This window comes from Calidifontibacillus erzurumensis, from assembly GCF_013303125.1.
GTDB classification, from domain to species: Bacteria; Bacillota; Bacilli; order Bacillales; family Bacillaceae_J; genus Calidifontibacillus; species Calidifontibacillus erzurumensis.
In genome coordinates, this window is sequence record NZ_JABTTE010000026.1 from 1 (window position 1) to 24,791 (window position 24,791).

Below are 24,791 nucleotides of genomic sequence, written 5' to 3' on the forward strand. Positions count from 1 at the left end.
AAAAGCAGCATTTTATGCTGCTTTTTTATTTATATTTAAAACCTAGTATTTTTTATGAATTTATGCTGATTGATTAGAATTGCGCCATTTAGAAGGGATGTTGGACATTTTCTATCTTTCAGTGAACCCCAAGCAAAAAGTTTAGAAAATACTCATTTGTTGTCTTGTGTTCTAAGAATCCCTTCTATATATTACTGTTTAGACTACAATAAATGTTTATTCCTCAATTTTCTTAATTTCAATTTTATGGCGGCGGTGGTCATCGGGGATCAGCCGATGAAGATGAATTATTAATAGACCGTTTTGGTAAGTTGCATCAATACGATCTTCTTTGACAGGATAAGGCAAGTTAATTTTTCTTTCAAAATGGCCGTTAAATAATTCATCTTGAATTAATTTAAACCCTTTATATTTTAGATTCACATTGCCTCTTAACTCCAACGACTGGTAGTCAATAAAGACATCAACATTATTAATATCATTCAACCCAGGGATATTTGCTAGCACGATTAGTTCATTATCGGTTTTGTAGACATTCACTTGGGGAAAATAATTATAGAGGAGGATATTTTCGAAGCTGCTTAAAAAGTTTTCTCCGAAAAAAGCATCAAGATTTTTGCGCCAGTCTTGCCAGTTTTTAAAAGGATCCATACCCGTCACTCCTTCTATCCATTACGTTTCTTACACGATCTACTCAATAAAATTAGCTTCCTTTTCAAGTATCTTGGCATTCGGTCAACAGAAAACCAAACATAATTTTATCCATAATATATACGTCTTATTTTACATAATTGATCTATTAGGTAATTTGACTAAATGGGCTATCTCCTTAATTAACATATGTAACATAAGCAAAAGAGTGTTTGTTTTTGAGTAATTTGTGATAGATCTCGTCGTTCATTCGGTTAACTGGCCATTTAGGAGAGGGAGGTCTTTTCATTCCATGACAGTTCAGGTAGAATAAGGGTTTAACAAGTTCAGAAGGGGGATTTTCGTTTGTTAGAAAATGCAATTTTTATGATTGTCATTATTTTAGCCATTAATATTATTTATGTATCGTTTTTTACCATCCGTATGATCCTAACCTTAAAAGGCCAACGTTATTTGGCAGCAACGATTAGCGCAATCGAAGTTATCATTTATGTAGTTGGGCTAGGACTAGTTCTTGAAAATCTAGATAGGATTGAGAACTTAATTGCATATGCGATTGGTTATGCACTGGGCGTCCTTGCTGGAATGAAGATTGAAGAAAAATTGGCATTAGGTTACATTATGGTCCAAGTAATAACAAAAGAAATTAATAAAGACTTTACAAATACACTTAGGCAAAATGGTTATGGTGTTACGAGCTGGATGGCTTATGGAATGGAAGGAGACCGGCTTGTCATGGAAATTTTAACACCGAGAAAACATGAACGGTCTCTTTATAAAACGATCAAAGAAATCGATCCTAAAGCATTTATCATTTCTTTTGAACCAAAAACAATCTATGGAGGTTTTTGGGTAAAATCCTTAAAAAATGGAAAACTGACACAATAAGAACCACACTGGAAAACTGACAATATGGAATTTAATCGAACTGATGCGCAAAATCCGAACATTAAAATCTTTAAAAAATAAAATTGTTCGATATTTTATTGACAGTTGAAAGAAATGCTTGTTAAAATGAGTAAGGAAAATGAATATCAACAAAACCTCATATAATCTTGGGAATATGGCCCAAAAGTCTCTACCCGATTACCGTAAATAATCGGACTATGAGGAAGGTGTATTTCATCAGTGACGTAGCATAGGGAAGGACTGTCTTCCTTTATGTTTTCATGTCCAGGTGTGGATTCCTTTCTCTTTTTTGAAAGATCTACCCTGGCATTTTTTGTTTTGGACACAAAGAAGTAGAGCTTGTACACTAGAGTTTACTATATAATTTTAGGAGGATAATTCCATGGAACAACCATTAGTTGGGGTTATTATGGGAAGTACATCGGATTGGCCGACAATGGAGCATGCCTGTAAAGTGTTGGAAGAATGTCAAATCCCTTATGAAAAGAAAGTTGTTTCTGCTCATCGGACACCAGATTTAATGTTTGAATATGCAGAGAAAGCAAAGGAAAGAGGCATTAAAGTGATCATTGCAGGTGCCGGAGGGGCTGCTCATTTGCCAGGAATGGTGGCGTCAAAAACAACATTGCCTGTCATCGGTGTACCAGTTCAATCAAAAGCATTGAATGGACTTGATTCACTCCTTTCAATTGTTCAAATGCCGGGCGGCGTGCCTGTTGCGACAGTTGCCATTGGCAAAGCTGGAGCAATCAATGCTGGTCTTTTAGCTGCTCAAATACTTGGAACACAATTCCCGGAAATTGATGAACGGTTGGTTAAAAGGCGGGAAGAAATGCGTAATGCCGTATTAGAAAGCAGTGATTTGCTTGTCTAACAAAATAATTTATCCAGGGCAAACCATTGGAATTATTGGCGGTGGCCAATTGGGAAGGATGATGGCAATAGCAGCCCGTGAGATGGGATATCGCATTGCTGTCATGGAACCAACGAAAGATTCTCCATGTGCCCAAGTAGCTGATATTGAAATTGTAGCTCCATATAATGACCTAGAAGCTGCAAAGAAATTGGCAGAAGTTAGCGATGTAATAACATATGAATTTGAAAATGTTGATCATGAAGTGTTAAGTTGGTTAGAAAAAAATGCATATTTGCCGCAGGGTAGCGAACTTATTAAAATTACGCAAGATCGTGCCAATGAAAAGAAAGCAATAGTAGAAAGCGGGGCAAAAGTAGCTCCATATCACTTAGTTAATAATAAAGAAGATTTAGAAGAGGGATTAAAAAAGCTTGGCATTCCAGCCGTGTTAAAAACATGCCGGGGCGGCTATGATGGAAAAGGACAAGCTGTCATTCGAGAGATGAAAGATGTGGAAGAAGCATTAAAACTTCTTTCTCACGGTCAATGCGTCTTAGAACAATGGCTCTCTTTTGAAAAAGAAATTTCTGTGATCGTAACTAGAAGTGTTTCCGGAGAAGTCCGAACATTTCCAGTTGCAGAAAACATTCATGTTGATAATATTCTTTCGCAAACGATTGTACCAGCAAGAATTAATGATGCAGTTGCTGATTTGGCTGCAGAAAAAGCGATTAATCTTGCTAATTCAATCAATATGATCGGAACGCTAGCAGTGGAAATGTTTTTAACGAAAGATGGAGAGATCTATATAAATGAGTTGGCGCCACGTCCGCATAACTCAGGCCATTATACAATAAATGCTTGTGAAACTTCGCAATTTGAACAGCATATTCGAGCAATTTGTGACTGGCCGCTTGGAAAGACCGATTTATTGAAGCCGGTTGTGATGGCTAACATTTTAGGTGAGCACCTGCAGCCTGTACTAGAAAAAATTGGTCAATTCTCGGACTGCAAGCTTCATTTGTACGGGAAGGCTGAAGCGAAAGAAAAGCGAAAAATGGGGCATCTCAACATTTTAGCTTATTCGGTTGAGGAAGCTTTGCAAAGGTATGAAGAGTTGGGGATTTGGACGAAAGCTGTCAATTCTGATGCGGAAGAAGAGAAAATTTTTAACTAGTATAAAATTAATAGCAATAGATAGCAAATTGATATCAAGTTGATATTTTTAATGAAGCAATCGAATGAGAAGAAATGGAGGAACATTTATGATAGAACGTTATACCCGTCCTGAAATGGGAGCGATTTGGACTGAAGAAAATAAATTTAAAGCTTGGCTAGAGGTTGAAATATTAGCTTGTGAAGCATGGGCAGAGCTTGGAGAAATTCCAAAAGAAGATGTTATTAAGCTTCGTCAAAATGCTTCTTTTAATATTGAACGCATTTATGAAATTGAACAAGAAACACGCCATGATGTAGTTGCATTTACACGGGCCGTTTCAGAAACACTTGGAGACGAAAAGAAATGGGTGCATTATGGTTTAACATCAACTGACGTAGTTGATACAGCATTATCTTATTTAGTAAAACAAGCAAATGAAATTTTAGAAAAAGACATTGAAAACTTTATCGCTGTATTGAAAGAAAAAGCACAAGAGCACAAATATACAGTAATGATGGGACGTACACACGGTGTACATGCTGAACCAACAACTTTTGGCTTGAAGCTTGCCCTTTGGTATGAAGAAATGAAACGGAATTTAGAACGTTTCAGACGTGCAGCAGAAGGCATCCGTGTTGGGAAAATCTCCGGTGCTGTTGGAACATATGCAAATATTAACCCATTTGTTGAACAATATGTGTGCGAAAAATTAGGATTAAAACCTGCACCAATCTCAACACAAACTTTACAGCGTGACCGTCACGCCGACTATATTTCTACTCTTGCTTTAATTGCGACATCTATTGAAAAGTTTGCAGTAGAAATTCGCGGATTACAAAAGAGCGAAACTCGGGAAGTTGAGGAATTTTTTGCGAAAGGTCAAAAAGGTTCTTCGGCGATGCCGCATAAACGCAATCCGATCGGCTCAGAAAATATGACAGGTATTGCTCGACTCATGCGCGGTTATATGTTGACTTCCTATGAAAATATACCTTTATGGCATGAGCGCGATATTTCGCATTCATCAGCAGAACGTGTTATTTTTCCTGATGCAACGATTGCATTGAATTATATGTTGAATCGTTTCACGAACATTGTTAAAAACTTAACGGTGTTCCCTGAAAATATGAAACGCAATATGGAACGCACCTTTGGCTTAATTTACTCACAACGTGTATTATTAGCGCTTATTGATAAAGGTTTATCTAGGGAAGAAGCTTACGATACTGTACAGCCAAAAGCCATGGAAGCATGGGAAAAGCAAGTACCATTCCGTTCTCTTATTGAAGCTGATGAAAAAATTACAAGTTACTTAAGTAAAGAAGAAATTGATGATTGCTTCGATTATAACTATCACTTGAAACATGTAGATATGATCTTTGAACGTTTAGGGCTATAAGTAAAAAAAGAAGCGGAAGCTCCTCAAGAGAAACGGTAAAGATGGGGCAGGGGCTTTCGCTCAATGAATATTTTTCAAAAATTTCTGAAGGCGAGGAAACCGAAAATGGAAAAAGGCCAGTTATTGTACGAAGGGAAAGCGAAAAAAATTTATTCCACAAATGACGAGAACATTGTTTGGGTGGAGTATAAAGATGATGCAACTGCTTTTAATGGTGAAAAGAAAGCGCAAATTACTGGCAAAGGCCGTCTAAATAATTTAATTACATCGTTGCTATTTCAGAAATTAACGGAAGCAGGGATTGCAAATCATTTTGTGCAAAAACTATCAGATACAGAACAACTTGTCAGAAAAGTGGAAATCGTTCCACTTGAAGTAGTTGTCCGAAATATTGTTGCCGGCAGTTTATCCAAGCGTCTTGGATTGCCGGAAGGAGCCCCTTTAACAAAAACGATTGTTGAATTTTATTATAAAAGTGACCTTTTGGGAGATCCGTTTATAAACAATGATCACATTGAAGTTTTGGGAATTGCGACAGAAGAAGAGTTGCAAAAGATTAAACAAGCTGCATTAAAAGTGAATGAAATTTTAGTTCCGTATTTTGCAGAAAGAAATGTTAAATTAGTCGATTTCAAACTTGAATTTGGAAAGACAGCAGACGGTGAAATTATTTTAGCTGATGAAATTTCACCTGATACATGCCGTCTTTGGGATAAAGATACGAACCAAAAACTTGATAAAGATATTTTCCGCCGTGATTTAGGAAGTTTAACGGATGCATATGAAGAAATTTTGAAACGTTTAGGAGGCGCTGAAGAATGTACAAAGTAAAAGTTTATGTAACGCTAAAAGAAAGTGTTTTAGATCCTCAAGGAGTTGCTGTGAAAAATTCACTTCATAGCTTGTCATATACAGATGTAACGAATGTTCGTATTGGTAAATATATGGAATTAACAATTGATAGCAATGAAAATGTTGAACAAAAGGTAAAGGAAATGTGCGACCGCTTGCTTGCCAATCCGGTTATTGAAGATTATCGCTATGAAATTGAGGAGGTTGTCGCCCAGTGAGATTTGCAGTCATCGTTTTCCCAGGCTCCAATTGTGATATCGATATGTATCATGCCATAAAAGATGAGCTTGGTGAAGAAGTAGAGTATGTGTGGCATACGGAAAAAGATTTAAGCAGATTTGATGCGATTTTACTTCCTGGCGGCTTCTCTTATGGCGACTATCTTCGTTGTGGTGCCATTGCTCGTTTTTCAAATATTATGGAAGCAGTCATTAAAGCAGCAGAAGAAGGCAAGCCGATTTTAGGAGTTTGCAACGGTTTTCAAGTTTTATTGGAGTCAGGGCTTTTACCAGGGGCGATGAAACGCAATAATAATTTGAAATTCATTTGCCGTCCTGTGGAACTTGAAGTTGTAAACAATAACACGATGTTTACAAGCGGTTATGAAAAATCAGAAATTATTACAATTCCAATCGCGCATGGTGAAGGAAACTATGAGTGCGATGATGAGACATTAAAAGAATTAGAAGAAAATAATCGAATTGTTTTCAAATACCATGGTACAAATCCAAACGGTTCCAAAGCTGATATTGCCGGTATTATAAATGAAAAAGGAAATGTGTTGGGCATGATGCCGCACCCTGAACGTGCCGTTGATGAATTATTAGGCAGTGCAGACGGACTTAAATTATTCAAATCGATCTTAAAAAACTGGAGGGAATCACATGTCATTACTTCTTGAACCAACACCAGTGCAAATTAAAGAAGAAGCCATTTATCGTGAAATGGGTCTAAGTGATGAAGAATTTGCGATGATCGAGAAAATTCTCGGCCGTCTTCCAAACTATACAGAGCTTGGCTTATTTTCTGTCATGTGGTCAGAGCACTGCAGCTATAAAAATTCCAAGCCAGTTTTAAGAAAATTCCCTACAAAAGGTGAACGCGTATTACAAGGACCTGGTGAAGGTGCAGGGATTGTAGATATTGGCGATAATCAAGCAGTTGTTTTTAAAATCGAAAGCCACAACCACCCTTCTGCCATTGAACCATATCAAGGTGCAGCGACTGGCGTTGGAGGAATTATCCGCGATGTCTTTTCAATGGGTGCACGTCCAATAGCAATTTTGGATTCCCTCCGTTTTGGTGAGTTGACAACTCCACGGATGAAATATCTTTTTGAAGAAGTTGTACACGGTATTGCAGGTTATGGGAATTGCATTGGCATCCCAACTGTCGGTGGGGAGGTTCAATTCGATCCATCTTATGAAGGGAATCCGCTTGTCAATGCGATGTGTGTTGGTTTAATCAATCACGAAGATATTAAAAAAGGACAAGCAAAAGGCGTCGGCAATACAGTTCTTTATGTAGGTGCTTCAACAGGACGCGATGGTATCCATGGTGCTACATTTGCATCTGAAGAATTGAGTGAGGAATCAGAAGCAAAACGCCCTGCTGTACAAGTAGGCGACCCATTTATGGAAAAACTTCTTCTCGAAGCTTGTCTTGAAATTGTAAAATCTGATGCGCTTGTGGGTATTCAAGATATGGGTGCAGCCGGACTTACATCTTCATCAAGTGAAATGGCAAGTAAAGCAGGCTATGGCATCGAAATGAACTTAGATTTAGTGCCGCAGCGTGAAACAGGCATGACTGCTTATGAAATGATGCTGTCAGAATCGCAAGAACGCATGCTTTTAGTTGTAAAACAAGGACGCGAACAAGAAATTATTGATATTTGCAAAAAATATGGATTAGCAGCAACGGCTATTGGTAAAGTAACGGATGACAAGAGACTGCGCCTCTATCATAAAGGAGAACTTGTAGCAGACGTTCCAGTTGATGCACTTGCGAAAGATGCTCCAGTTTATCATAAACCGTCGAAAGAGCCAGCTTATTATCGCGAATTTCAAGAAATGGCTCCATATGTGCCAACTGTAGCTGATTATAATGAAACGCTTCTAAAGCTATTAAGTCAGCCAACCATTGCAAGCAAAGAGTATGTTTATGACCAATATGATTATATGGTGCGTACAAATACGGTTGTACCTCCTGGATCAGATGCAGCTGTTCTTAGAATTCGCGGCACAAGAAAAGCATTGGCGATGACAACAGACTGTAATTCTCGCTATTTGTATTTAGATCCAGAAACAGGCGGAAAAATTGCTGTAAGTGAAGCTGCTCGGAATATCGTATGCTCCGGTGGGGAACCGTTAGCAATTACCGATTGTTTGAACTTCGGAAATCCGGAAAAACCGGAAATTTTCTGGCAGCTTGAAAAAGCAACAGACGGCATGAGTGCTGCATGTGAAGCTTTAAAAACACCAGTTATCGGCGGTAACGTTTCTCTATACAATGAGACAAATGGCGTTGCTATTTATCCAACACCAGTCGTTGGTATGGTTGGTTTAATTGAAGATCTTGAACATATTACAACGCAATATTTTAAAGAAGCTGGCGACCTCATTTTTGTAATTGGTGAAACAAAACCTGAATTTGGCGGCAGCGAATTGCAAAAAATGTTAGAAGGACGTATTTTCGGAAAAGCGCCTGAGATCGACCTTGAAATTGAAGTGAAACGTCAACAAGAACTTTTAACAGCAATTAAATCAGGCTTTGTTCAATCAGCCCATGATATTGCAGAAGGCGGTTTTGCAGTAGCTTTAGCTGAATGTTTAATGAATAATACGAACTTGGGTGCCACAGTAAAAATAGAAGGGGAAGTTGTTTCTGCATTATTTAGCGAAACACAATCACGTTTTATTGTATCTGTTAAAAAAGAACATCAGAAGCAATTTGAAGCGATTGTAAAAGATGCCCGTCTTGTAGGTGAAGTAACACAATCCGGCCAATTAACAATTGTTGATGAACAAGAAGCTGTGTTGATTTCTGCTGAAACAGCGAAACTGAAGGATGTTTGGAAAGGAGCTATACCATGCTTGCTGAAATCAAAGGCTTAAATGAAGAATGTGGTGTTTTTGGAGTATGGGGACACCCTGATGCAGCACATTTGACTTATTATGGTTTGCATAGTCTTCAACATCGTGGTCAAGAAGGTGCTGGAATTGTTGTAACAGATGGTGAAACCTTAAAAATCTCCAAAGGTTTAGGCTTGGTTACAGAAGTTTTCGGCATGGGTGAATTAAAAAATTTAACTGGTAAAGGTGCCATTGGTCATGTCCGCTATTCTACAGCGGGAGGAGGCGGCTTTGAAAATGTACAGCCGCTTCTCTTTAACTCGCAGACGGGAAGCTTAGCATTGGCTCATAACGGCAACCTTACAAATGCTATTGCTTTAAGACGCCAATTAGAATGTCAAGGCTCTATTTTTCAAACAACTTCTGATACAGAAGTACTTGCCCATTTGATCCGCCGCAGCGGCTTCTATACGATCGAGGAACAAGTGAAAAATGCCTTATCAATGGTTAAAGGTGCTTACGCCTATTTAATTATGACAGAAAATAAATTGATGGCAGCCCTCGATCCAAATGGGTTCCGTCCACTCTCAATCGGACGGCTCGATGGTGCCTATGTACTTGCTTCAGAAACATGTGCCTTTGATGTGATCGGAGCTGATTATGTACGTGATGTTCTTCCTGGTGAGCTAATTATTATTGATGATACAGGACTTCGCTCCGAGAGGTTTACAATGAATGTAAACCGGACGATTTGCAGCATGGAATATATTTATTTCGCACGGCCGGATAGCAATGTTGATAATATCAATGTCCATAGTGCAAGAAAAAGATTAGGTAAACAAATGGCGCTTGAAGCACCAGTGGAAGCGGATGTCGTTACAGGTGTGCCTGATTCAAGTATTTCAGCAGCCATTGGTTTTGCAGAAGCTTCTGGCATTCCATATGAGCTCGGCCTTATCAAAAACCGCTACGTTGGTCGTACGTTTATCCAACCTTCTCAAGAACTTCGCGAACGCGGCGTAAAAATGAAACTTTCGCCTGTTCGAGGTGTGGTGGAAGGAAAACGTGTAGTGATGGTTGATGATTCAATCGTCCGTGGTACAACGAGCCGAAGAATCGTTAAGATGCTTAGAGAGGCAGGAGCAAAAGAAGTTCATGTACGCATCAGCTCTCCGCCGATCATCAGTCCATGTTTTTATGGTATTGATACATCTTCAACGGAAGAGTTAATTGCAGCTTCCATGTCTATTGAAGAAATTCGAAAAGAAATTGGAGCTGATTCGCTCGCATTCCTTTCGCAAGAAGGATTATTAAAAGCGATTGGCCGCAGCACCGAAGAAGAAAATTGCGGTCAATGTCTTGCATGTTTTACAGGGAAATACCCTACAGAAATTTACCCGAATGAAGTGAACCGTGCTAAAAATAAAGCACAACAAAAAGATTCTAAAACTCCTGCTATGTAACGCAGGCAAAAAAGACGTTTAAAAGGCAAAAAGTTGCTCTCGATAAATTCAACGGATGTGAAAGTATGAAGGAAGGAAGCACGTAAGCTTTTGACAAGCTTGCGGAGCTTCCTTCAAAAAAGAAGAGGAGATAAAGACATGTCAAATGCTTATAAAAACGCAGGTGTTGATATTGAAGCAGGCTATGAATCTGTGAAACGAATGAAAAAGCATGTTGAACGGACCATCCGTCCTGAAGTGATCGGCGGTTTGGGCGGTTTTGGCGGCATGTTCGACCTTTCAAAAGTCAATGTGAAAGAGCCGGTTTTAATATCCGGAACAGATGGCGTCGGTACAAAGCTCATGCTTGCTTTTCTAATGGATAAGCATGATACGATTGGCATCGACTGTGTAGCCATGTGCGTCAATGACATTGTTGTACAAGGTGCTGAACCGCTTTACTTTTTAGATTATATTGCTTGCGGCAAAGCTGTGCCTGAGCGAATTGAAATGATCGTCAAAGGTGTTGCCGAAGGCTGTGTTCAAGCAGGTTGTGCTTTAATAGGCGGCGAAACGGCTGAAATGCCTGGCATGTATGGTGAAGATGAGTACGACTTGGCTGGTTTTGCAGTCGGTGTTGCCGAAAAATCAAAGTTGATTACTGGAAGCCGTATTGAAGCGGGTGACGTTTTAATTGGGATCGCATCAAGCGGTATTCATAGCAATGGCTATTCATTAGTTCGTAAAGTGCTGCTTGAAGCCGGCGGCCTTGACTTGAACGGTCAATACGAAGGTTTAGAAGGTACGTTGGGTGAAGAACTTCTCAAACCAACGAAAATTTATGTAAAGCCTATTTTAGCACTTCTCAATCAATTTGATTTGAAAGGTTTAGCTCATATTACAGGCGGCGGCTTTATTGAAAACATTCCAAGGATGCTTCCGGAAGGATTGGCTGCGGAAATTGATCTTGGCTCTTGGCCGATCTTACCAATTTTCAAATTAATTGAAAAAACCGGAAACTTAGATCATATGGAAATGTTCAATGTCTTTAACATGGGCATTGGTATGGTGGCTGCCGTGAAGGAAAACGAGGCCAATGGTGTGATCGAAGCGCTGCAAGCTCTCGGCGAAAAAGCGTACATAATCGGCAGAGTTAAGCAGGGCGAAGGGGTTATCTTCAATGGAGGAAATTCACAATGAAAAAAATAGCTGTATTTGCATCGGGAAATGGTTCCAATTTTCAAGCAATCATCGATGCGGTGAAAGAGAAAAAACTTTCTTGTAACGTAGTACTTCTTGTCTGTGATAAGCCAGGTGCTTATTGTATTGAGCGGGCTGAGAAAGCGAACGTTCCGACTCTTGTTTTATCACCAAAGGATTTCCCATCGAAAGCAGAATATGAAACAGAAATTTTAAATCGCTTAAAGGAAGAAAAAGTAGAATTGATCGTTCTTGCTGGTTATATGCGTTTGATCGGTGAAACATTGTTATCAGCATATGAGGGAAAAATTATCAACATTCATCCGTCATTATTGCCGGCTTTTCCAGGTTTAGATGCGATTGGACAAGCATATAATGCGAAAGTGAAGATAACCGGTGTTACCGTTCATTATGTTGATGAAGGGATGGACACAGGCCCAATCATCGCTCAAGAAGCTGTAAGAGTTGAAGAGACAGACACGCGGGAAAGCTTACAGGAGAAAATTCAAAAAGTAGAGCATTCATTATATCCTAGCGTCATTCAAAAATTATGTTCGGGGGAGAATTTGTAATGGCAATTAAACGTGCACTAGTTAGTGTTTCAAATAAAGAAGGGATCGTGCCTTTTGTAAAAGCACTTGTTGAAAACGGAGTTGAAGTCATTTCAACAGGTGGTACGAGTAAAGTTTTAAAAGAAAATGGGATTCCTGTCATTGGAATTTCTGAAGTTACAGGTTTTCCTGAAATTATGGACGGACGGGTTAAAACATTACATCCAAATATTCATGGTGCATTGCTTGCCATCCGTAGCAATGAAGAACACCAAAAAGCATTAAAAGAGCATCAAATTACTCCAATTGATCTTGTAGTTGTTAATTTATATCCATTCCAAGCAACCATTGCTAAACCTGATGTTACATTTGCTGATGCAATTGAAAACATTGATATTGGCGGTCCAACAATGCTTCGTTCAGCTGCGAAAAACCATCAAGACGTTGCGGTTGTTGTAGATCCTGCAGACTATGATCAAGTATTATCCGAAATCAAAGAAACTGGCGATGTAAGTGCTGAAACAAAACGGAAGCTTGCTGCAAAAGTTTTCCGCCATACAGCTGCTTATGATGCTGTTATTGCTGAATATTTGACAAAACAAGCAGGAGAAGAAGATCCAGAATCTTTAACAATTACTTTTGAGAAGAAGCAAACGTTGCGTTATGGTGAAAACCCACACCAAAAAGCAACATTTTATAAAAAGCCATTAGGATCAGAATTTTCAATTGCAGCAGCTACTCAGCTTCATGGAAAAGAACTTTCTTATAATAACATCAATGACGCTGATGCAGCATTGGGCATTGTAAAAGAATTTGAAGAGCCTGCTGCCGTTGCCGTGAAACATATGAATCCATGCGGCGTTGGTGTTGGTGCAACAATCGAAGAAGCATTTGACAGAGCATATGCTGCTGACCCGGTATCTATTTTTGGCGGCATTATTGCAGTGAACCGTGAAGTTGATGCACGAACTGCGCTAAAAATGAAAGAAATTTTCTTGGAAATCATTATTGCACCTTCTTTTAGCCAAGAAGCATTGGAAATTTTAACAGAAAAGAAAAACTTGCGCTTATTAACAGTTCCATTTGTGAAAGATGAGAAAGTAGAGAAAAAATTAACGTCTATTCATGGCGGACTACTTGTTCAAGATGAAGATACGTTCGGATTAGATGATGCGACAATTACAATCCCGACGAAGCGTCAACCTACTGAAGAAGAGTGGAAAGATTTGAAACTTGCTTGGAAAGTTGTTAAGCACGTGAAATCCAATGCGATTGTACTTGCCAAAGATAATATGACAATTGGCGTTGGTGCGGGTCAAATGAATCGCGTTGGAGCAGCGAAAATTGCAATCGAACAAGCAGGTGAAAAAGCAAAAGGATGCGCGATGGGCTCAGATGCGTTCTTCCCGATGCCGGATACTGTTGAAGAAGCTGCCAAAGCTGGTGTTACGGCAATTATTCAGCCAGGCGGCTCCATTCGTGATGAAGATTCAATTAAAAAATGTGATGAATACGGCATTGCGATGGTATTTACAGGAGTGCGCCATTTTAAACATTAATTTTTGTAAAAGCGATGAAGAGTATTGGAAAAAAAGCGTCCTTCGTTTATAATGAAGGACGTTTCCTAAATTCAATCGAAGAGGAGAGGGAACGCAATGAAAGTACTTGTTGTTGGCCGCGGCGGGCGTGAACATGCTCTTGCTTGGAAATTTGCGCAAAGCCCGATCGTTGATAAAGTGTATGTTGCGCCAGGAAATGACGGGATGACGGATGTTGCCGAATTGGTTGATATAAATGAAAATGATCATGAAGCTCTCGCACGTTTTGCAAAAGAACAAGGGGTTTCATTAACGTTTATCGGTCCTGAAGCTCCTTTGGCGGCAGGCATCGTGAACAAGTTTGAAGAAGAAGGTTTGCGTGTGTTCGGTCCGCGCAAAGAAGCAGCAATTATTGAAGGCAGCAAATCTTTTGCGAAAAATTTAATGAAGAAATACAATATCCCAACTGCGAAATATGAAACGTTTACTTCCTATGAGGAAGCAAAAGCATATATTGAAAAAGAGGGAGCGCCAATCGTCATTAAAGCGGACGGACTTGCGGCAGGTAAAGGCGTTGTCGTTGCGATGACATTGGAAGAGGCGCTTAGTGCTATTGATGAAATGATGAACCATGCTAAATTCGGTGAAGCAAGCAGCAAAGTTGTGATCGAAGAATATCTTGAAGGTGAAGAATTTTCATTCATGGCATTTGTAAAAGGGGAAAAAGTTTACCCGATGGTCATTTCGCAAGACCATAAACGTGCCTATGATGGTGATCAAGGGCCAAATACTGGTGGTATGGGTGCATATTCTCCAGTTCCGCAAATTCCTGATGAAGCAGTTGAAGAAGCATTGCGGACGATTTTACAGCCGACAGCAAAAGCAATGGTTGCAGAAAACCGTTCATTTACGGGTGTTTTGTATGCCGGTCTCATTTTAACAGCTACAGGTCCAAAGGTAATCGAGTTTAATGCACGTTTTGGAGACCCTGAAACGCAAGTTGTCTTACCGCGCCTTGAAAATGACTTTGCATTGTTAATTCAAGATATTTTAGAAGACAATCCGGTTCATTTAAACTGGTCAAATGATGCTGTCATCGGCGTTGTTTTAGCTGCCAAAGGGTATCCAAACGAATATGAAAAAGGACATGTCATTCACGGTCTTTACAACATGTCTGATGACATTTTTGTGTTCCATGCCGGTACGAAGAAAACAGAAGATTGCTTCATGACAAACGGCGGCCGCGTCCTTTTGGCTGCAACAAGAGGCAAAGATCTTCAAGAGGCACAAAAGCATCTTTATAAACAATTGGAAAAAGTACATTGCGACGGTCTTTTCTATCGAAAAGATATAGGCTATAGAGCGATTGCTCATATCAATTCATAAATCTTTTGACTTGAAAAATGTAAATAAAAAAGGGTGCTTCATCGCACCCCTCGCTTTTTCACATAGACAAAAAAAATGGCTATAATTCCACCGATTAGCGTTGCATAAACAAAAGACATGTCAGTAAAGTATTCCCAAAACACGTTGAACATCTCCTTTTAATAGGCATATGTTATAATGAAAATGAAAGGAGCTGATCCTAAACAGGTCAGCTTCCTTTTGTGAAATGTGTTTCCAATGAATGGTGTTGAAAGGCAAGCGCAACTCCATTGTTTTATATAGATCAAAACTCGTTGAGTACCCATTTAATTGATTGAAGTTTTTTCTTTATCCATTGAAAGCTTGCCACTTTTTAAAATTACGTTGGATTAACAGCATTTTCTGTCAGTGAGGAGAATGTTTTTTCTAACAATTGATTTTTGTGCTCAGTTGGTTTTTGTTGTTGTTGATATTGTTCAAAAAGAGCTGTCATTGGACAAAACTTTGTAATCCCTTCTGCAATCTTCATCGCAGCGACCAATGCTACCCATAGATATGAATCGCGCCAAGGATTTTTCACCATTTTCGCACCTGCCCAAGTAAGCAAAGTAAAGCCAAACGTCAATCGAATAAGCGCATTAACAATCCCAATATTAGGTTTTACCATGTTACTATTCCTCCTCATATTTTAATTGTTAAAAATTAGTTACATTAAAGCGCTCTTTAATGCTTTAAAATAAGAAATATGTTAATATAATGAATATGAATGTACTGTAGAATGGAGGATCACTATGCCTGACCGATATAGATGGCGGACGAAGTTAATCCGTGAACAAATTGCTGTTATTAACGGGAAAAAGTCCCCATCAATAGTGTTAAAAAATGCTACTTACTTGAATCAAGCGCTGCGTAAGTGGATAAAAGCAAATATTTGGATTCATCTAGATCGTATTGTATATGTCGGAAATGATATGCCTGAGCGATTGGATGGAACTGAAGTTGTTGATTGTAAAAATATGCACATTGTTCCAGGTTATATTGAACCACATGTGCATCCGTTTCAGTTATATAATCCCCATTCATTTGCTCAATATGCATCCCAAACTGGGACGACAACATTGATCAATGACAATTTGATGTTTGTTTTGCTTTTATCCAATAAGAAAGCGTTTTCTTTGATAGATGAATTAAATAACCTCCCTAGCTCCATGTATTGGTGGTGCAGATATGATCCACAAACGGAGATCGCAGGGGAAGGGCAAATTTTTTGTCCGGATAATATAAAAGATTGGCTTGAGCATGATCTTGTTGTCCAAGGAGGAGAGTTGACGTCTTGGCCGAAAGCTCTAGATGGCGATGATTTTCTTCTTCACTGGATGCAAGAAACGAAGCGGTTAAGAAAGCCAATTGAAGGGCATTTTCCAGGAGCATCTGAAAAAACTTTGACAAAGATGCTTCTAATGGGCGTTGATTCTGACCATGAAGCAATCACTGGCGAAGATGTGTATAAAAGGCTTGTTCAAGGGTACACAGCTTCTTTAAGACACTCATCGATTCGCCCTGACTTGCCTAAATTATTGGATGAAATGTTTGAACTTGGAATCGATCATTTTGACCGTTTACTTTTTACAACGGACGGGTCTCCACCGGCTTTTTATAAAGACGGTGTAATTGATAAATTGATTAAAATTGCCCTTGAAAAAGGGGTTCCGGAAATTGATGCATATAATATGGCTTCTTACAATGTAGCTAGACATTATAATTTAGATTCGCTACATGGCATGATAGGTCCTGGAAGGATTGCTCATTTAAATATATTAGATGACCCAAGAAATCCAACACCAGTATCTGTCATTGCGAAAGGGAAATGGATCAGGAGAGATGGAGTTCCAATTGTAAATGTAGCAACATTTCCTTGGGAGCAATATGATTTGAAACCGCAAAAAATTGATTGGGAACTGACAATGGATGATCTACAATTTTCAATGCCATTCGGGATGGAAATGATCAATTCCGTTATCATGAAACCTTATTCTATTAATTTTGACGTATCCGTTGATGAATTGCCGATGGATCATGATGAAAGCTTTTTAATGCTTGTTGATAAAAATGGACAATGGAGAATTAATACAATCATAAAGGGCTTTGCCAATAAAGTTTGCGGATTTGCAAGTTCATTTTCAAATACTGCTGATTTTGTTCTCATTGGTAAAAGTAAAAAAGATATGTTGACGGCCTTCCGACGAATGAAAGAACTTGGCGGCGGCATCGTTTTAGTTGAAAATGGGGAAGTCATCCATGAAATTGAACTGAAACTTTCGGGGGTCATGTCAACGAAAAGTCTTGATGAGTTAATCCATGAAGAAACAGAGTTATTTAGACTTCTTCAAGAAAGAGGATATAAATTTATTGATCCTGTCTATACATTATTGTTTTTATCATCAACACATTTGCCATATATTCGCGTGACTCCTCAAGGAATTTTTGATGTAATGAAAAAAACAGTACTCTTTCCTTCGATTATGCGTTAAACTGTTAAAGTGACAGGTAAAGACATAGTATTTATCTTTTGAGATGAATATTATGTCTTTCCTAGTATACATAAAGGATTGTGGATATTATGAAAAATCCGATAAAAATGATAGCAGTTGGCACGCTTTCGGCTCTTTTACTTAGCGGATGTAATTTTGGAACGAAAAATGCGATTGAACAACCGGCTATAAATTATTTAGAACCGGACAAGCGTCTTGAGATTTTGAAAAAACAGGATATCCCTTTTACAAATTACTTTCCATTCACAGGACTAGGGGCGTACGGTGATGTCAACCAGCGCCCATTTGCTGTGATGGTTAACAATCATCCGAGTGCCCGTCCGCAATCAGGTCTTTATAAAGCGGATCTTGTTTATGAAATTTTAGCGGAAGGTTCCATTACTCGTTTCTTAGCCGTTTATCAAAGCGAACTTCCTGATGTAGTCGGTCCTATTCGCAGCGCAAGAGACTATTATATATATTTAAGCAAAGGTTTAGAAGCTATTTATGTTGCCTATGGTGGCAGTCCAGAAGCTTTTGATTTATTGCAGCACAAAGAAATTATCGATTACATTGGGGGAATTGTTCGCAAAGGATATGCTGATGATCAATTTTTTTACAGAAGCGATTCGCGTAAAGCGCCTCACAATGTTTATACGACAAAGGAAAATTTAATAAAAGGTGCCGAGAAACGAAATTTTTCTCTTACACAAGATGTTGAACCGCTATCATTTTTATCGGAAGAAGAAATGGTGAATATCGACGGTCAACAAGCGGAAGAAGTGCAAATTACGTATTCGAAGTCTTACGAAACTAGTTTCGTATATGATGAGGATGCAAAAAACTATGTCCGCTATGTCAATGGAACAAAAAGTATGGACCGCGAAACGAAAACACCAATATCAGTAGAAAATATTTTAATTATTGAAGCACCGCACCGTGTTGTCGATTCTACTGGGCGGCGAGATATAGACTTCGTTGGAGGAGGAAAAGGGTATCTCATTCATATGGGCATCTTGCAAGAAATTGAATGGAAAAATAAGGATGGGAGAATAATTCCTTTTGATTATAGTGGGCAAGAAGCTCGATTGGTACCAGGGAAAACATGGATCAACGTCATTCCAACAAAACCGGGATTAGAAAAAAGTGTTTCTTATAAGTAGCCGGTTAACCAGCGATGAAAAGGTGAAACGATTTTGCTCAAATGTGTAGACAGGGAGTGATACAGGATGCAAATAGACAAGTTAAGAGGAAGAGCGCTTGATCAACTTTTCGAAGCCATTCTTTCTTTGAAAGATATTGAAGAATGCTATCGTTTTTTTGATGATTTATGTACGGTCAATGAAATTCAGTCGCTTGCCCAGCGGCTGGAAGTTGCAAGAATGCTCCAGGAGGGTTATACGTACCATCGAATTGAAACAGAAACGGGAGCTAGTACAGCAACGATTTCCAGGGTAAAAAGATGCTTAAATTATGGAAATGATGCTTATGCTATGGCTTTAAACCGCATTAGAAAAAATAAGAAAGATCGTGAAGAGAACGTTGGAAATAGTGAAAATACACCATCTAACGAAAAAAAGATGAATGCCGAAAATGATATTTAATATGAACTGAAAAGTCGATTTTTCTAAACGAATCGGCTTTTTTGTTGTGGTTAAGGCAGATTTTTGGACAGCTGGTTAGGTATAATAGTTGGGTTAAGTTTTAGATTTCCTAAAAATCAATAACCTAACTGACTGTCCAATGAACCAAATAGGAGCTAGTAATCGTTTTGAAGTAAATATTTTCCATAACTAATTCTTGATTTATTATAAATATGGGAGTTTGAAAAAATTTGATATAATATTACTTTGGGGTATAGCAATAAGAATTCTTTTCTTATGTATTAGGAAATCATACAAAGGTTTAGACGGGAATTGCAAAAATTATGCAGTGTTTTTTTGTTTTTAAAGGAAACGGGCTCTGGCCCACCAATTGTACATAGCAATATGGATTTCCGTAAAGTAAAAATGGTTATATAGAAGAATTTTTTGTCGAAGTATCTTAAAAAAGAAAATCCCTCGAACAATTATGAAAAAATCAAACCGTAAACTTCGATGGTTATGCGTATGTATTTATATGGTAAATGGACCAATGGATTTCAAAAATAGATAGTAGCATTGGACAAGCCAACCGTATGAGGCCAAATGGAAGACAATTTGCACTAGTAAAGATAGAGTTCACTTGAAAAAGCAGGAGGAACTTATTCATGTATGATATAAAAGAGTGGAAGCACATTTTTAAACTAGACCCTAATAAAGAAATTTCTGATGACGCTTTAGAGTTAATTTGTGAATCAGGCACAGATGCTGTGATGATTGGTGGAACTGATGGGGTTACGCTTGATAATACAGTCAATATGCTTGCAAGAGTACGCAGATACACTGTTCCTTGCGTCCTTGAAGTCTCGAATTTAGAAGCGATCTCACCAGGTTTTGATTTCTATTTTATCCCAACTGTATTAAATAGTACGAATGCAAAGTGGATTACCGGTTTGCACCATCAAGCGGTAAAGGAATACGGAGCTATTATGAATTGGGACGAAATCGTTATGGAAGGGTATTGTATTTTAAATAAAGATTCAAAAGCAGCTAGAAAAACGGAAGCAAAAACCGATTTAGAGATCGATGATATTATTGCTTATGCAATGATGGCCGAACGGATGTACCATCTTCCAGTGTTTTATTTAGAATATAGCGGTATATATGGCGACCCTCAAGTTGTGAAAAAAGTAAAAGAAACTCTTCATTCAACCCAGCTCTTTTACGGGGGTGGGATTACGAATGAAAAAGAAGCTTATGAAATGGCTCAATATGCGGATACAATTATTGTTGGAAACAGCTTATACGATGATTTAACAAATGCTTTAAAAACAGTGAGAGTCGTTAAAAGTTGATGTTGATTTCCCGGATTGCAATATGGTAGATTTAAAATTATAAGAACAATTGTTCGTTGGAGGCGTACGTAATGCAAACAAGCGAAACATTATTAAGCGGTCTGAACCCCGAACAACAAGCGGCTGTTCGTTGCACAGAAGGACCGCTATTGATTATGGCCGGAGCAGGAAGCGGCAAGACAAGAGTATTGACTCACCGAATTGCTTATTTAATGAGCGAAAAAAGTGTTGCGCCTTGGAATATCCTCGCAATAACTTTTACAAATAAAGCTGCAAGAGAAATGAAAGAGCGCGTGTCTATGCTTGTCGGTCCAGCAGCTGAAGAAATTTGGATTTCCACTTTTCACTCGATGTGTGTCCGCATTTTGCGCCGCGATATCGATCGCATTGGTATGAACCGCAACTTTTCAATCCTCGATACAACCGACCAGTTATCGGTCATTAAGAAAATATTAAAAGAGAAAAATATTGATCCGAAAAAATTTGATCCAAAAGCAATATTAGGAACGATCAGCGCAGCGAAAAATGAGTTGATCACTTCAGAAGATTATGCGAAGAGTGCTGGCAACTATTATGAGAAAGTGGTCAGTGAAGTTTATGAAACTTATCAAGATCGCTTGAAAAAGAATCAGTCACTAGATTTTGATGACCTTATTATGATAACGATTCATTTATTCAATCGTGTTCCAGAAGTGCTCGAATTTTATCAACGAAAATTTCAATACATACATGTGGACGAGTACCAAGATACGAACAGAGCACAGTATATCCTTGTAAAAAAACTGGCAGAACGTTTTAAAAATTTATGCGTTGTCGGTGATTCCGATCAATCGATCTACCGTTGGCGCGGGGCAGATATAGCCAATATTTTATCATTTGAAAAAGATTATCCTGAAGCGAAAGTTATTTTACTGGAACAAAATTATCGCTCTACGAAACGGATTTTGGATGCCGCCAACAAAGTGATTGAAAATAATGCTAATCGTAAACCGAAAAAGCTTTGGACGGAAAATGAGGAAGGTAAAAAATTAATATATTTCCGTGGGGACACTGAACGGGATGAAGCTCATTTTGTAGCTGGAAAGATTAAGGAAATGGTTGACAGCGGGAAGCGCAGCTATTCAGATATTGCCATCTTATACCGGACAAATGCTCAGTCACGGGTGATTGAGGAAGTTTTAATTAAATCGAATATCCAATATAACATTGTCGGTGGCATTAAGTTCTACGATCGTAAAGAAATTAAGGACTTGTTAGCCTACTTGCGCCTAATTGCCAACCCTGATGATGATATAAGCTTGCTTAGAATTGTCAATGTTCCAAAAAGAGGAATTGGTGCTTCTACAATGGATAAGGTTGGAGATTATGCGCTCCAAACTGGAATTTCGATTTATCAGGCATTAAATGAGCTTGAGGAAATTGGTCTTTCCTCCCGAGCTTCGAATGCTTTACGTGAGTTCCGCGACCAAATTAATAATTGGAATCAAATGCAAGAATATTTATCCGTAACAGATTTAGTTGAAGAAATTTTAGAAAAAACGGGATACCGGGAAATGTTAAAAGCAGAAAAGACATTAGAAGCAGAAAGCAGACTTGAAAATATTGAAGAATTTTTATCTGTTACGAAAAACTTCGAAAAAACAAATGATGATAAGAGTTTAGTTGCCTTTTTAACAGATTTGGCGTTAATCTCTGATATTGACCAACTTGATAAAGATGTAGAAACAACCGGTCAAAATTCGGTTGTATTAATGACGCTTCATTCAGCAAAAGGTTTGGAATTTCCAGTTGTCTTTTTAATAGGTATGGAAGAAGGGATTTTCCCGCATAGCCGTTCCTTAATGGATGACCAAGAAATGGAAGAAGAGCGGAGATTGGCATATGTCGGTATTACGAGGGCAGAAGAGGAACTTTACCTAACAAACGCACGGATGCGCACATTATATGGCCGGACAGAAATGAATCAAGTCTCTCGCTTTATTGATGAAATTCCTGACGAGTTAATCGAAAATCTTGCAGAAGAAAATAGGAAACAAACGCAATCACCGCTTTTCGGAGCAAATACGAGTATACAACAATCCGTGATCCGCACCCAACAAGCCAAAACAGGTGGAGTTACTGGTGATATTCGTGTCGGCGATAAAGTTGATCATAAAAAATGGGGCGTGGGTACAGTTGTAAGCGTAAGAGGTGAAGGGAACGACCAAGAACTGGATATCGCATTCCCGCAGCCAATAGGAATAAAAAGATTGTTAGCACAATTTGCACCCATTACTAAGATTTAAGGAAGGTGCCCAATGGAGTTACAAGATGTAAAAATTAGAATGGAAGAATTGAGAAAGTTATTAAATCAATACAATTATGAGTACTATGTTCTGGACAGGCCAACTGTCCCAGATTCTGAATATGATAAGCTCATGCAGGAGCTCATAGAACTTGAAAAAGAGCATCCGGAACTTGCCACACCAGATTCACCGACACAAAGAATTGGTGGTGCACCGCTTGATGCTTTTGAAAAAGTTGTCCACCGCACACCGATGCTCAGCCTTGCCAATGCGTTTAACGAAGGTGATTTGCGCGACTTTGACCGCCGCGTTCGCCAAGAAGTCGGCGATCAATTTTCATATGTTTGTGAATTAAAAATTGATGGGTTAGCTATTTCCCTTCGTTATGAAAATGGAATTTTGCAGCAAGGTGCAACTCGAGGAGATGGGGAAGTCGGTGAGGATATTACAAGTAATTTGAAAACAATTAGAACTATCCCCCTCAGAATTAAAGAAAATATTGATATTGAAGTTCGCGGCGAAGCATTTATGCCAAAACGATCTTTTGAAGCCTTAAATAAGGAACGTGCTGCAAACGGTGAAGAGCTGTTTGCCAATCCGCGGAATGCGGCAGCAGGTTCTCTTCGCCAACTTGATCCGAAAATTGCTGCCAAAAGGAATTTAGATATTTTTGTTTATGGCATTGGTATGACGGAAAGTTTAGAAATTGATTCACATAGTGCTGCTCTTGATTATTTGGAACAGCTAGGTTTTAAAACAAACCCGGAAAGAAGAAAGTGCGCGAACATCGACGAAGTGATTCAATATATAGAAGGCTGGACTGAAAAACGTCCATCCCTTCCATATGAAATTGATGGCATTGTAATTAAAGTCGATTCATTTGCTCATCAAAGGCAGCTCGGAAATACGGTGAAAAGCCCGCGTTGGGCTATTGCCTATAAATTTCCGGCAGAAGAAGTAATGACTAGACTAATTGACATTGAACTAAGCGTGGGCAGGACAGGTGTGATCACCCCGACAGCTATATTAGAACCAGTGCGTGTCGCTGGAACGATCGTCAAACGGGCTTCGCTGCATAACGAAGATTTAATTCGCGAGAAAGATATCAAACTTGGCGATTATGTTATTATTAAAAAAGCGGGCGACATCATTCCTGAAGTTGTAGGAGTTGTCGAAGAAAAACGGACGGGAGAAGAAAAAGAATTTAGAATGCCGACAAATTGTCCAGAGTGCGGCAGCGGATTAGTCCGTTTAGATGATGAAGTGGCTTTGCGCTGCATTAATCCGAAATGTCATGCCCAAATTCGCGAAGGACTTATTCACTTTGTTTCCCGCAATGCGATGAATATTGAAGGGTTGGGTGAAAAAGTGATTACCCAGCTTTTTGCGGCCAATTTAATTCATGATGTCGCTGATATTTATACGTTGGATCGGGATGAACTGTTGAAGCTAGAGCGGATGGGAGAAAAATCAGTAGACAACTTGTTAAAAGCCATTGAAGCATCGAAAGCCAACTCATTGGAAAAATTGCTCTTTGGTCTAGGAATTCGCCATGTTGGCGCTAAAGCTGCGAAAACATTGGCGCAACATTTTGAAACGATGGAAGCTTTGCAAAAAGCCACAATGGAAGATTTACTTCAGATTAATGAAATCGGCGAAAAAATGGCTGACTCAATTGTCACCTATTTTAGCAAAGAGGAAGTTCGCGAGTTAATTGAAGAGCTGAAATCATATGGCGTCAATATGGTTTATAAAGGGCCGAAGATCGTTAATGTTGAAGAAATCGAATCTGTCTTTGCTGGAAAAACCGTTGTATTAACTGGAAAGCTAGAGCAAATGACAAGAAATGACGCGAAAAAAGAACTTGAAGCACTTGGTGCAAAAGTAACGGGTAGTGTCAGCAAAAATACGGATCTTGTCATAGCTGGAAGTGATGCAGGGTCGAAACTCGACAAAGCGCTTCAGCTTGGCATTGAAGTTTGGGATGAAGCAAGGCTGCTTCAAGAATTAAAAAAATAATAAGATTTTTTCTGCTATTGATGAG

General features: G+C 38.8%; 22 protein-coding genes and 1 riboswitch. Of the genes, 19 read left to right on the forward strand and 3 right to left on the reverse strand.

Annotated elements, in window-relative coordinates; genetic code table 11:
* Nucleotides 1-216 precede the first annotated feature (216 nt).
* Nucleotides 217-651, reverse strand: coding sequence for an Hsp20/alpha crystallin family protein (locus tag HR057_RS14700; protein ID WP_173732207.1), 435 nt, complete (start codon nucleotides 649-651; stop codon nucleotides 217-219).
* Between the two features lie 345 nt (nucleotides 652-996).
* Between HR057_RS14700 and HR057_RS14705 the strand changes: the two genes are divergently transcribed.
* The 13 genes from HR057_RS14705 to purD all read left to right on the forward strand — a co-directional run bounded on the left by HR057_RS14705 (nucleotide 997) and on the right by purD (nucleotide 15,017).
* A complete protein-coding gene (locus HR057_RS14705) occupies nucleotides 997-1,539 on the forward strand; it encodes a DUF2179 domain-containing protein (protein ID WP_173732208.1) in 543 nt (180 codons plus the stop codon).
* A gap of 137 nt (nucleotides 1,540-1,676) precedes the next feature.
* A riboswitch (purine riboswitch) is annotated at nucleotides 1,677-1,778 on the forward strand.
* A 164-nt stretch (nucleotides 1,779-1,942) separates the two neighbouring features.
* Complete coding sequence (purE, locus tag HR057_RS14710; protein WP_173732209.1) at nucleotides 1,943-2,434, forward strand: 5-(carboxyamino)imidazole ribonucleotide mutase; 492 nt, start codon at nucleotides 1,943-1,945, stop codon at nucleotides 2,432-2,434.
* Complete coding sequence (gene purK, locus HR057_RS14715) at nucleotides 2,427-3,593, forward strand: 5-(carboxyamino)imidazole ribonucleotide synthase (protein WP_173732210.1); 1,167 nt, start codon at nucleotides 2,427-2,429, stop codon at nucleotides 3,591-3,593. The genes purE and purK overlap by 8 nt, the downstream gene beginning before the upstream one ends.
* An 88-nt stretch (nucleotides 3,594-3,681) precedes the next feature.
* Complete coding sequence (purB, locus tag HR057_RS14720; RefSeq protein ID WP_173732211.1) at nucleotides 3,682-4,974, forward strand: adenylosuccinate lyase; 1,293 nt, start codon at nucleotides 3,682-3,684, stop codon at nucleotides 4,972-4,974.
* 105 nt (nucleotides 4,975-5,079) lie between these two features.
* On the forward strand, nucleotides 5,080-5,805 hold the full coding sequence (purC, locus tag HR057_RS14725) for a phosphoribosylaminoimidazolesuccinocarboxamide synthase (RefSeq protein ID WP_173732243.1): 726 nt from the start codon (nucleotides 5,080-5,082) through the stop codon (nucleotides 5,803-5,805).
* Nucleotides 5,793-6,044, forward strand: a complete 252-nt coding sequence (gene purS, locus HR057_RS14730) for a phosphoribosylformylglycinamidine synthase subunit PurS (protein WP_173732212.1) — start codon at nucleotides 5,793-5,795, stop codon at nucleotides 6,042-6,044. The genes purC and purS overlap by 13 nt, the downstream gene beginning before the upstream one ends.
* A complete protein-coding gene (purQ, locus tag HR057_RS14735) occupies nucleotides 6,041-6,727 on the forward strand; it encodes a phosphoribosylformylglycinamidine synthase subunit PurQ (RefSeq protein ID WP_173732213.1) in 687 nt (228 codons plus the stop codon). Before purS ends, purQ begins: the two co-directional genes overlap by 4 nt.
* On the forward strand, nucleotides 6,711-8,942 hold the full coding sequence (gene purL, locus HR057_RS14740) for a phosphoribosylformylglycinamidine synthase subunit PurL (RefSeq protein WP_173732214.1): 2,232 nt from the start codon (nucleotides 6,711-6,713) through the stop codon (nucleotides 8,940-8,942). The genes purQ and purL overlap by 17 nt, the downstream gene beginning before the upstream one ends.
* Entirely contained in the window at nucleotides 8,918-10,363 is a 1,446-nt protein-coding gene (gene purF, locus HR057_RS14745) for an amidophosphoribosyltransferase (RefSeq protein ID WP_173732215.1), read from the forward strand. The genes purL and purF overlap by 25 nt, the downstream gene beginning before the upstream one ends.
* 138 nt (nucleotides 10,364-10,501) lie before the next feature.
* On the forward strand, nucleotides 10,502-11,542 hold the full coding sequence (purM, locus tag HR057_RS14750) for a phosphoribosylformylglycinamidine cyclo-ligase (RefSeq protein ID WP_173732216.1): 1,041 nt from the start codon (nucleotides 10,502-10,504) through the stop codon (nucleotides 11,540-11,542).
* Nucleotides 11,539-12,114, forward strand: coding sequence for a phosphoribosylglycinamide formyltransferase (gene purN / locus HR057_RS14755; RefSeq protein ID WP_173732217.1), 576 nt, complete (start codon nucleotides 11,539-11,541; stop codon nucleotides 12,112-12,114). Before purM ends, purN begins: the two co-directional genes overlap by 4 nt.
* A complete protein-coding gene (purH, locus tag HR057_RS14760) occupies nucleotides 12,114-13,652 on the forward strand; it encodes a bifunctional phosphoribosylaminoimidazolecarboxamide formyltransferase/IMP cyclohydrolase (RefSeq protein WP_173732218.1) in 1,539 nt (512 codons plus the stop codon). Before purN ends, purH begins: the two co-directional genes overlap by 1 nt.
* A 96-nt stretch (nucleotides 13,653-13,748) precedes the next feature.
* Nucleotides 13,749-15,017, forward strand: a complete 1,269-nt coding sequence (purD, locus tag HR057_RS14765; RefSeq protein ID WP_173732219.1) for a phosphoribosylamine--glycine ligase — start codon at nucleotides 13,749-13,751, stop codon at nucleotides 15,015-15,017.
* Nucleotides 15,018-15,055: 38 nt separating this feature from the next.
* Here purD and HR057_RS17335 read toward each other — a convergent pair whose 3' ends face one another.
* Together HR057_RS17335 and HR057_RS14770 are read right to left on the reverse strand one after the other, a co-directional pair.
* Nucleotides 15,056-15,169 (reverse strand): EYxxD motif small membrane protein, encoded by a 114-nt coding sequence (locus HR057_RS17335; RefSeq protein WP_329955895.1) that lies wholly within the window; start codon nucleotides 15,167-15,169, stop codon nucleotides 15,056-15,058.
* Nucleotides 15,170-15,375: 206 nt separating this feature from the next.
* Nucleotides 15,376-15,663, reverse strand: coding sequence for a YgaP family membrane protein (locus HR057_RS14770; RefSeq protein ID WP_173732220.1), 288 nt, complete (start codon nucleotides 15,661-15,663; stop codon nucleotides 15,376-15,378).
* A gap of 124 nt (nucleotides 15,664-15,787) precedes the next feature.
* On the opposite strand from HR057_RS14770, the gene HR057_RS14775 reads away from it, so the two are divergent.
* From HR057_RS14775 to ligA, 6 genes are all read left to right on the forward strand, one after another.
* Nucleotides 15,788-17,527, forward strand: coding sequence for an adenine deaminase C-terminal domain-containing protein (locus HR057_RS14775; protein ID WP_173732221.1), 1,740 nt, complete (start codon nucleotides 15,788-15,790; stop codon nucleotides 17,525-17,527).
* 89 nt (nucleotides 17,528-17,616) lie between these two features.
* Nucleotides 17,617-18,690, forward strand: coding sequence for a DUF3048 domain-containing protein (locus tag HR057_RS14780; RefSeq protein WP_173732222.1), 1,074 nt, complete (start codon nucleotides 17,617-17,619; stop codon nucleotides 18,688-18,690).
* Between the two features lie 66 nt (nucleotides 18,691-18,756).
* On the forward strand, nucleotides 18,757-19,131 hold the full coding sequence (locus HR057_RS14785; protein ID WP_230474473.1) for a YerC/YecD family TrpR-related protein: 375 nt from the start codon (nucleotides 18,757-18,759) through the stop codon (nucleotides 19,129-19,131).
* Nucleotides 19,132-19,775: 644 nt separating this feature from the next.
* Entirely contained in the window at nucleotides 19,776-20,462 is a 687-nt protein-coding gene (gene pcrB, locus HR057_RS14790) for a heptaprenylglyceryl phosphate synthase (protein ID WP_173732223.1), read from the forward strand.
* Nucleotides 20,463-20,533: 71 nt separating this feature from the next.
* Complete coding sequence (gene pcrA / locus HR057_RS14795) at nucleotides 20,534-22,747, forward strand: DNA helicase PcrA (protein WP_173732224.1); 2,214 nt, start codon at nucleotides 20,534-20,536, stop codon at nucleotides 22,745-22,747.
* 12 nt (nucleotides 22,748-22,759) lie between these two features.
* Nucleotides 22,760-24,766: an NAD-dependent DNA ligase LigA gene (ligA, locus tag HR057_RS14800; protein ID WP_173732225.1), complete on the forward strand. Its 2,007-nt coding sequence runs from the start codon at nucleotides 22,760-22,762 to the stop codon at nucleotides 24,764-24,766.
* Nucleotides 24,767-24,791: the final 25 nt, after the last annotated feature.

Excerpts from the sequence above, each read along its gene's own strand:
- purL (WP_173732214.1), top strand. The coding sequence starts at position 6,711 with ATGTCATTACTTCTTGAACCAACACCAGTGCAAATTAAAGAAGAAGCC.
- purM (WP_173732216.1), top strand. The coding sequence starts at position 10,502 with ATGTCAAATGCTTATAAAAACGCAGGTGTTGATATTGAAGCAGGCTAT.
- HR057_RS14780 (WP_173732222.1), top strand. The coding sequence starts at position 17,617 with ATGAAAAATCCGATAAAAATGATAGCAGTTGGCACGCTTTCGGCTCTT.
- purD (WP_173732219.1), top strand. The coding sequence starts at position 13,749 with ATGAAAGTACTTGTTGTTGGCCGCGGCGGGCGTGAACATGCTCTTGCT.
- HR057_RS14785 (WP_230474473.1), top strand. The coding sequence starts at position 18,757 with ATGCAAATAGACAAGTTAAGAGGAAGAGCGCTTGATCAACTTTTCGAA.
- pcrB (WP_173732223.1), top strand. The coding sequence starts at position 19,776 with ATGTATGATATAAAAGAGTGGAAGCACATTTTTAAACTAGACCCTAAT.
- HR057_RS14770 (WP_173732220.1), bottom strand. The coding sequence starts at position 15,663 with ATGGTAAAACCTAATATTGGGATTGTTAATGCGCTTATTCGATTGACG.
- purC (WP_173732243.1), top strand. The coding sequence starts at position 5,080 with ATGGAAAAAGGCCAGTTATTGTACGAAGGGAAAGCGAAAAAAATTTAT.
- HR057_RS17335 (WP_329955895.1), bottom strand. The coding sequence starts at position 15,169 with ATGTTCAACGTGTTTTGGGAATACTTTACTGACATGTCTTTTGTTTAT.
- purE (WP_173732209.1), top strand. The coding sequence starts at position 1,943 with ATGGAACAACCATTAGTTGGGGTTATTATGGGAAGTACATCGGATTGG.
- HR057_RS14775 (WP_173732221.1), top strand. The coding sequence starts at position 15,788 with ATGCCTGACCGATATAGATGGCGGACGAAGTTAATCCGTGAACAAATT.
- purS (WP_173732212.1), top strand. The coding sequence starts at position 5,793 with ATGTACAAAGTAAAAGTTTATGTAACGCTAAAAGAAAGTGTTTTAGAT.
- purB (WP_173732211.1), top strand. The coding sequence starts at position 3,682 with ATGATAGAACGTTATACCCGTCCTGAAATGGGAGCGATTTGGACTGAA.
- purH (WP_173732218.1), top strand. The coding sequence starts at position 12,114 with ATGGCAATTAAACGTGCACTAGTTAGTGTTTCAAATAAAGAAGGGATC.
- purF (WP_173732215.1), top strand. The coding sequence starts at position 8,918 with ATGCTTGCTGAAATCAAAGGCTTAAATGAAGAATGTGGTGTTTTTGGA.
- HR057_RS14700 (WP_173732207.1), bottom strand. The coding sequence starts at position 651 with ATGGATCCTTTTAAAAACTGGCAAGACTGGCGCAAAAATCTTGATGCT.
- pcrA (WP_173732224.1), top strand. The coding sequence starts at position 20,534 with ATGCAAACAAGCGAAACATTATTAAGCGGTCTGAACCCCGAACAACAA.
- purN (WP_173732217.1), top strand. The coding sequence starts at position 11,539 with ATGAAAAAAATAGCTGTATTTGCATCGGGAAATGGTTCCAATTTTCAA.
- ligA (WP_173732225.1), top strand. The coding sequence starts at position 22,760 with ATGGAGTTACAAGATGTAAAAATTAGAATGGAAGAATTGAGAAAGTTA.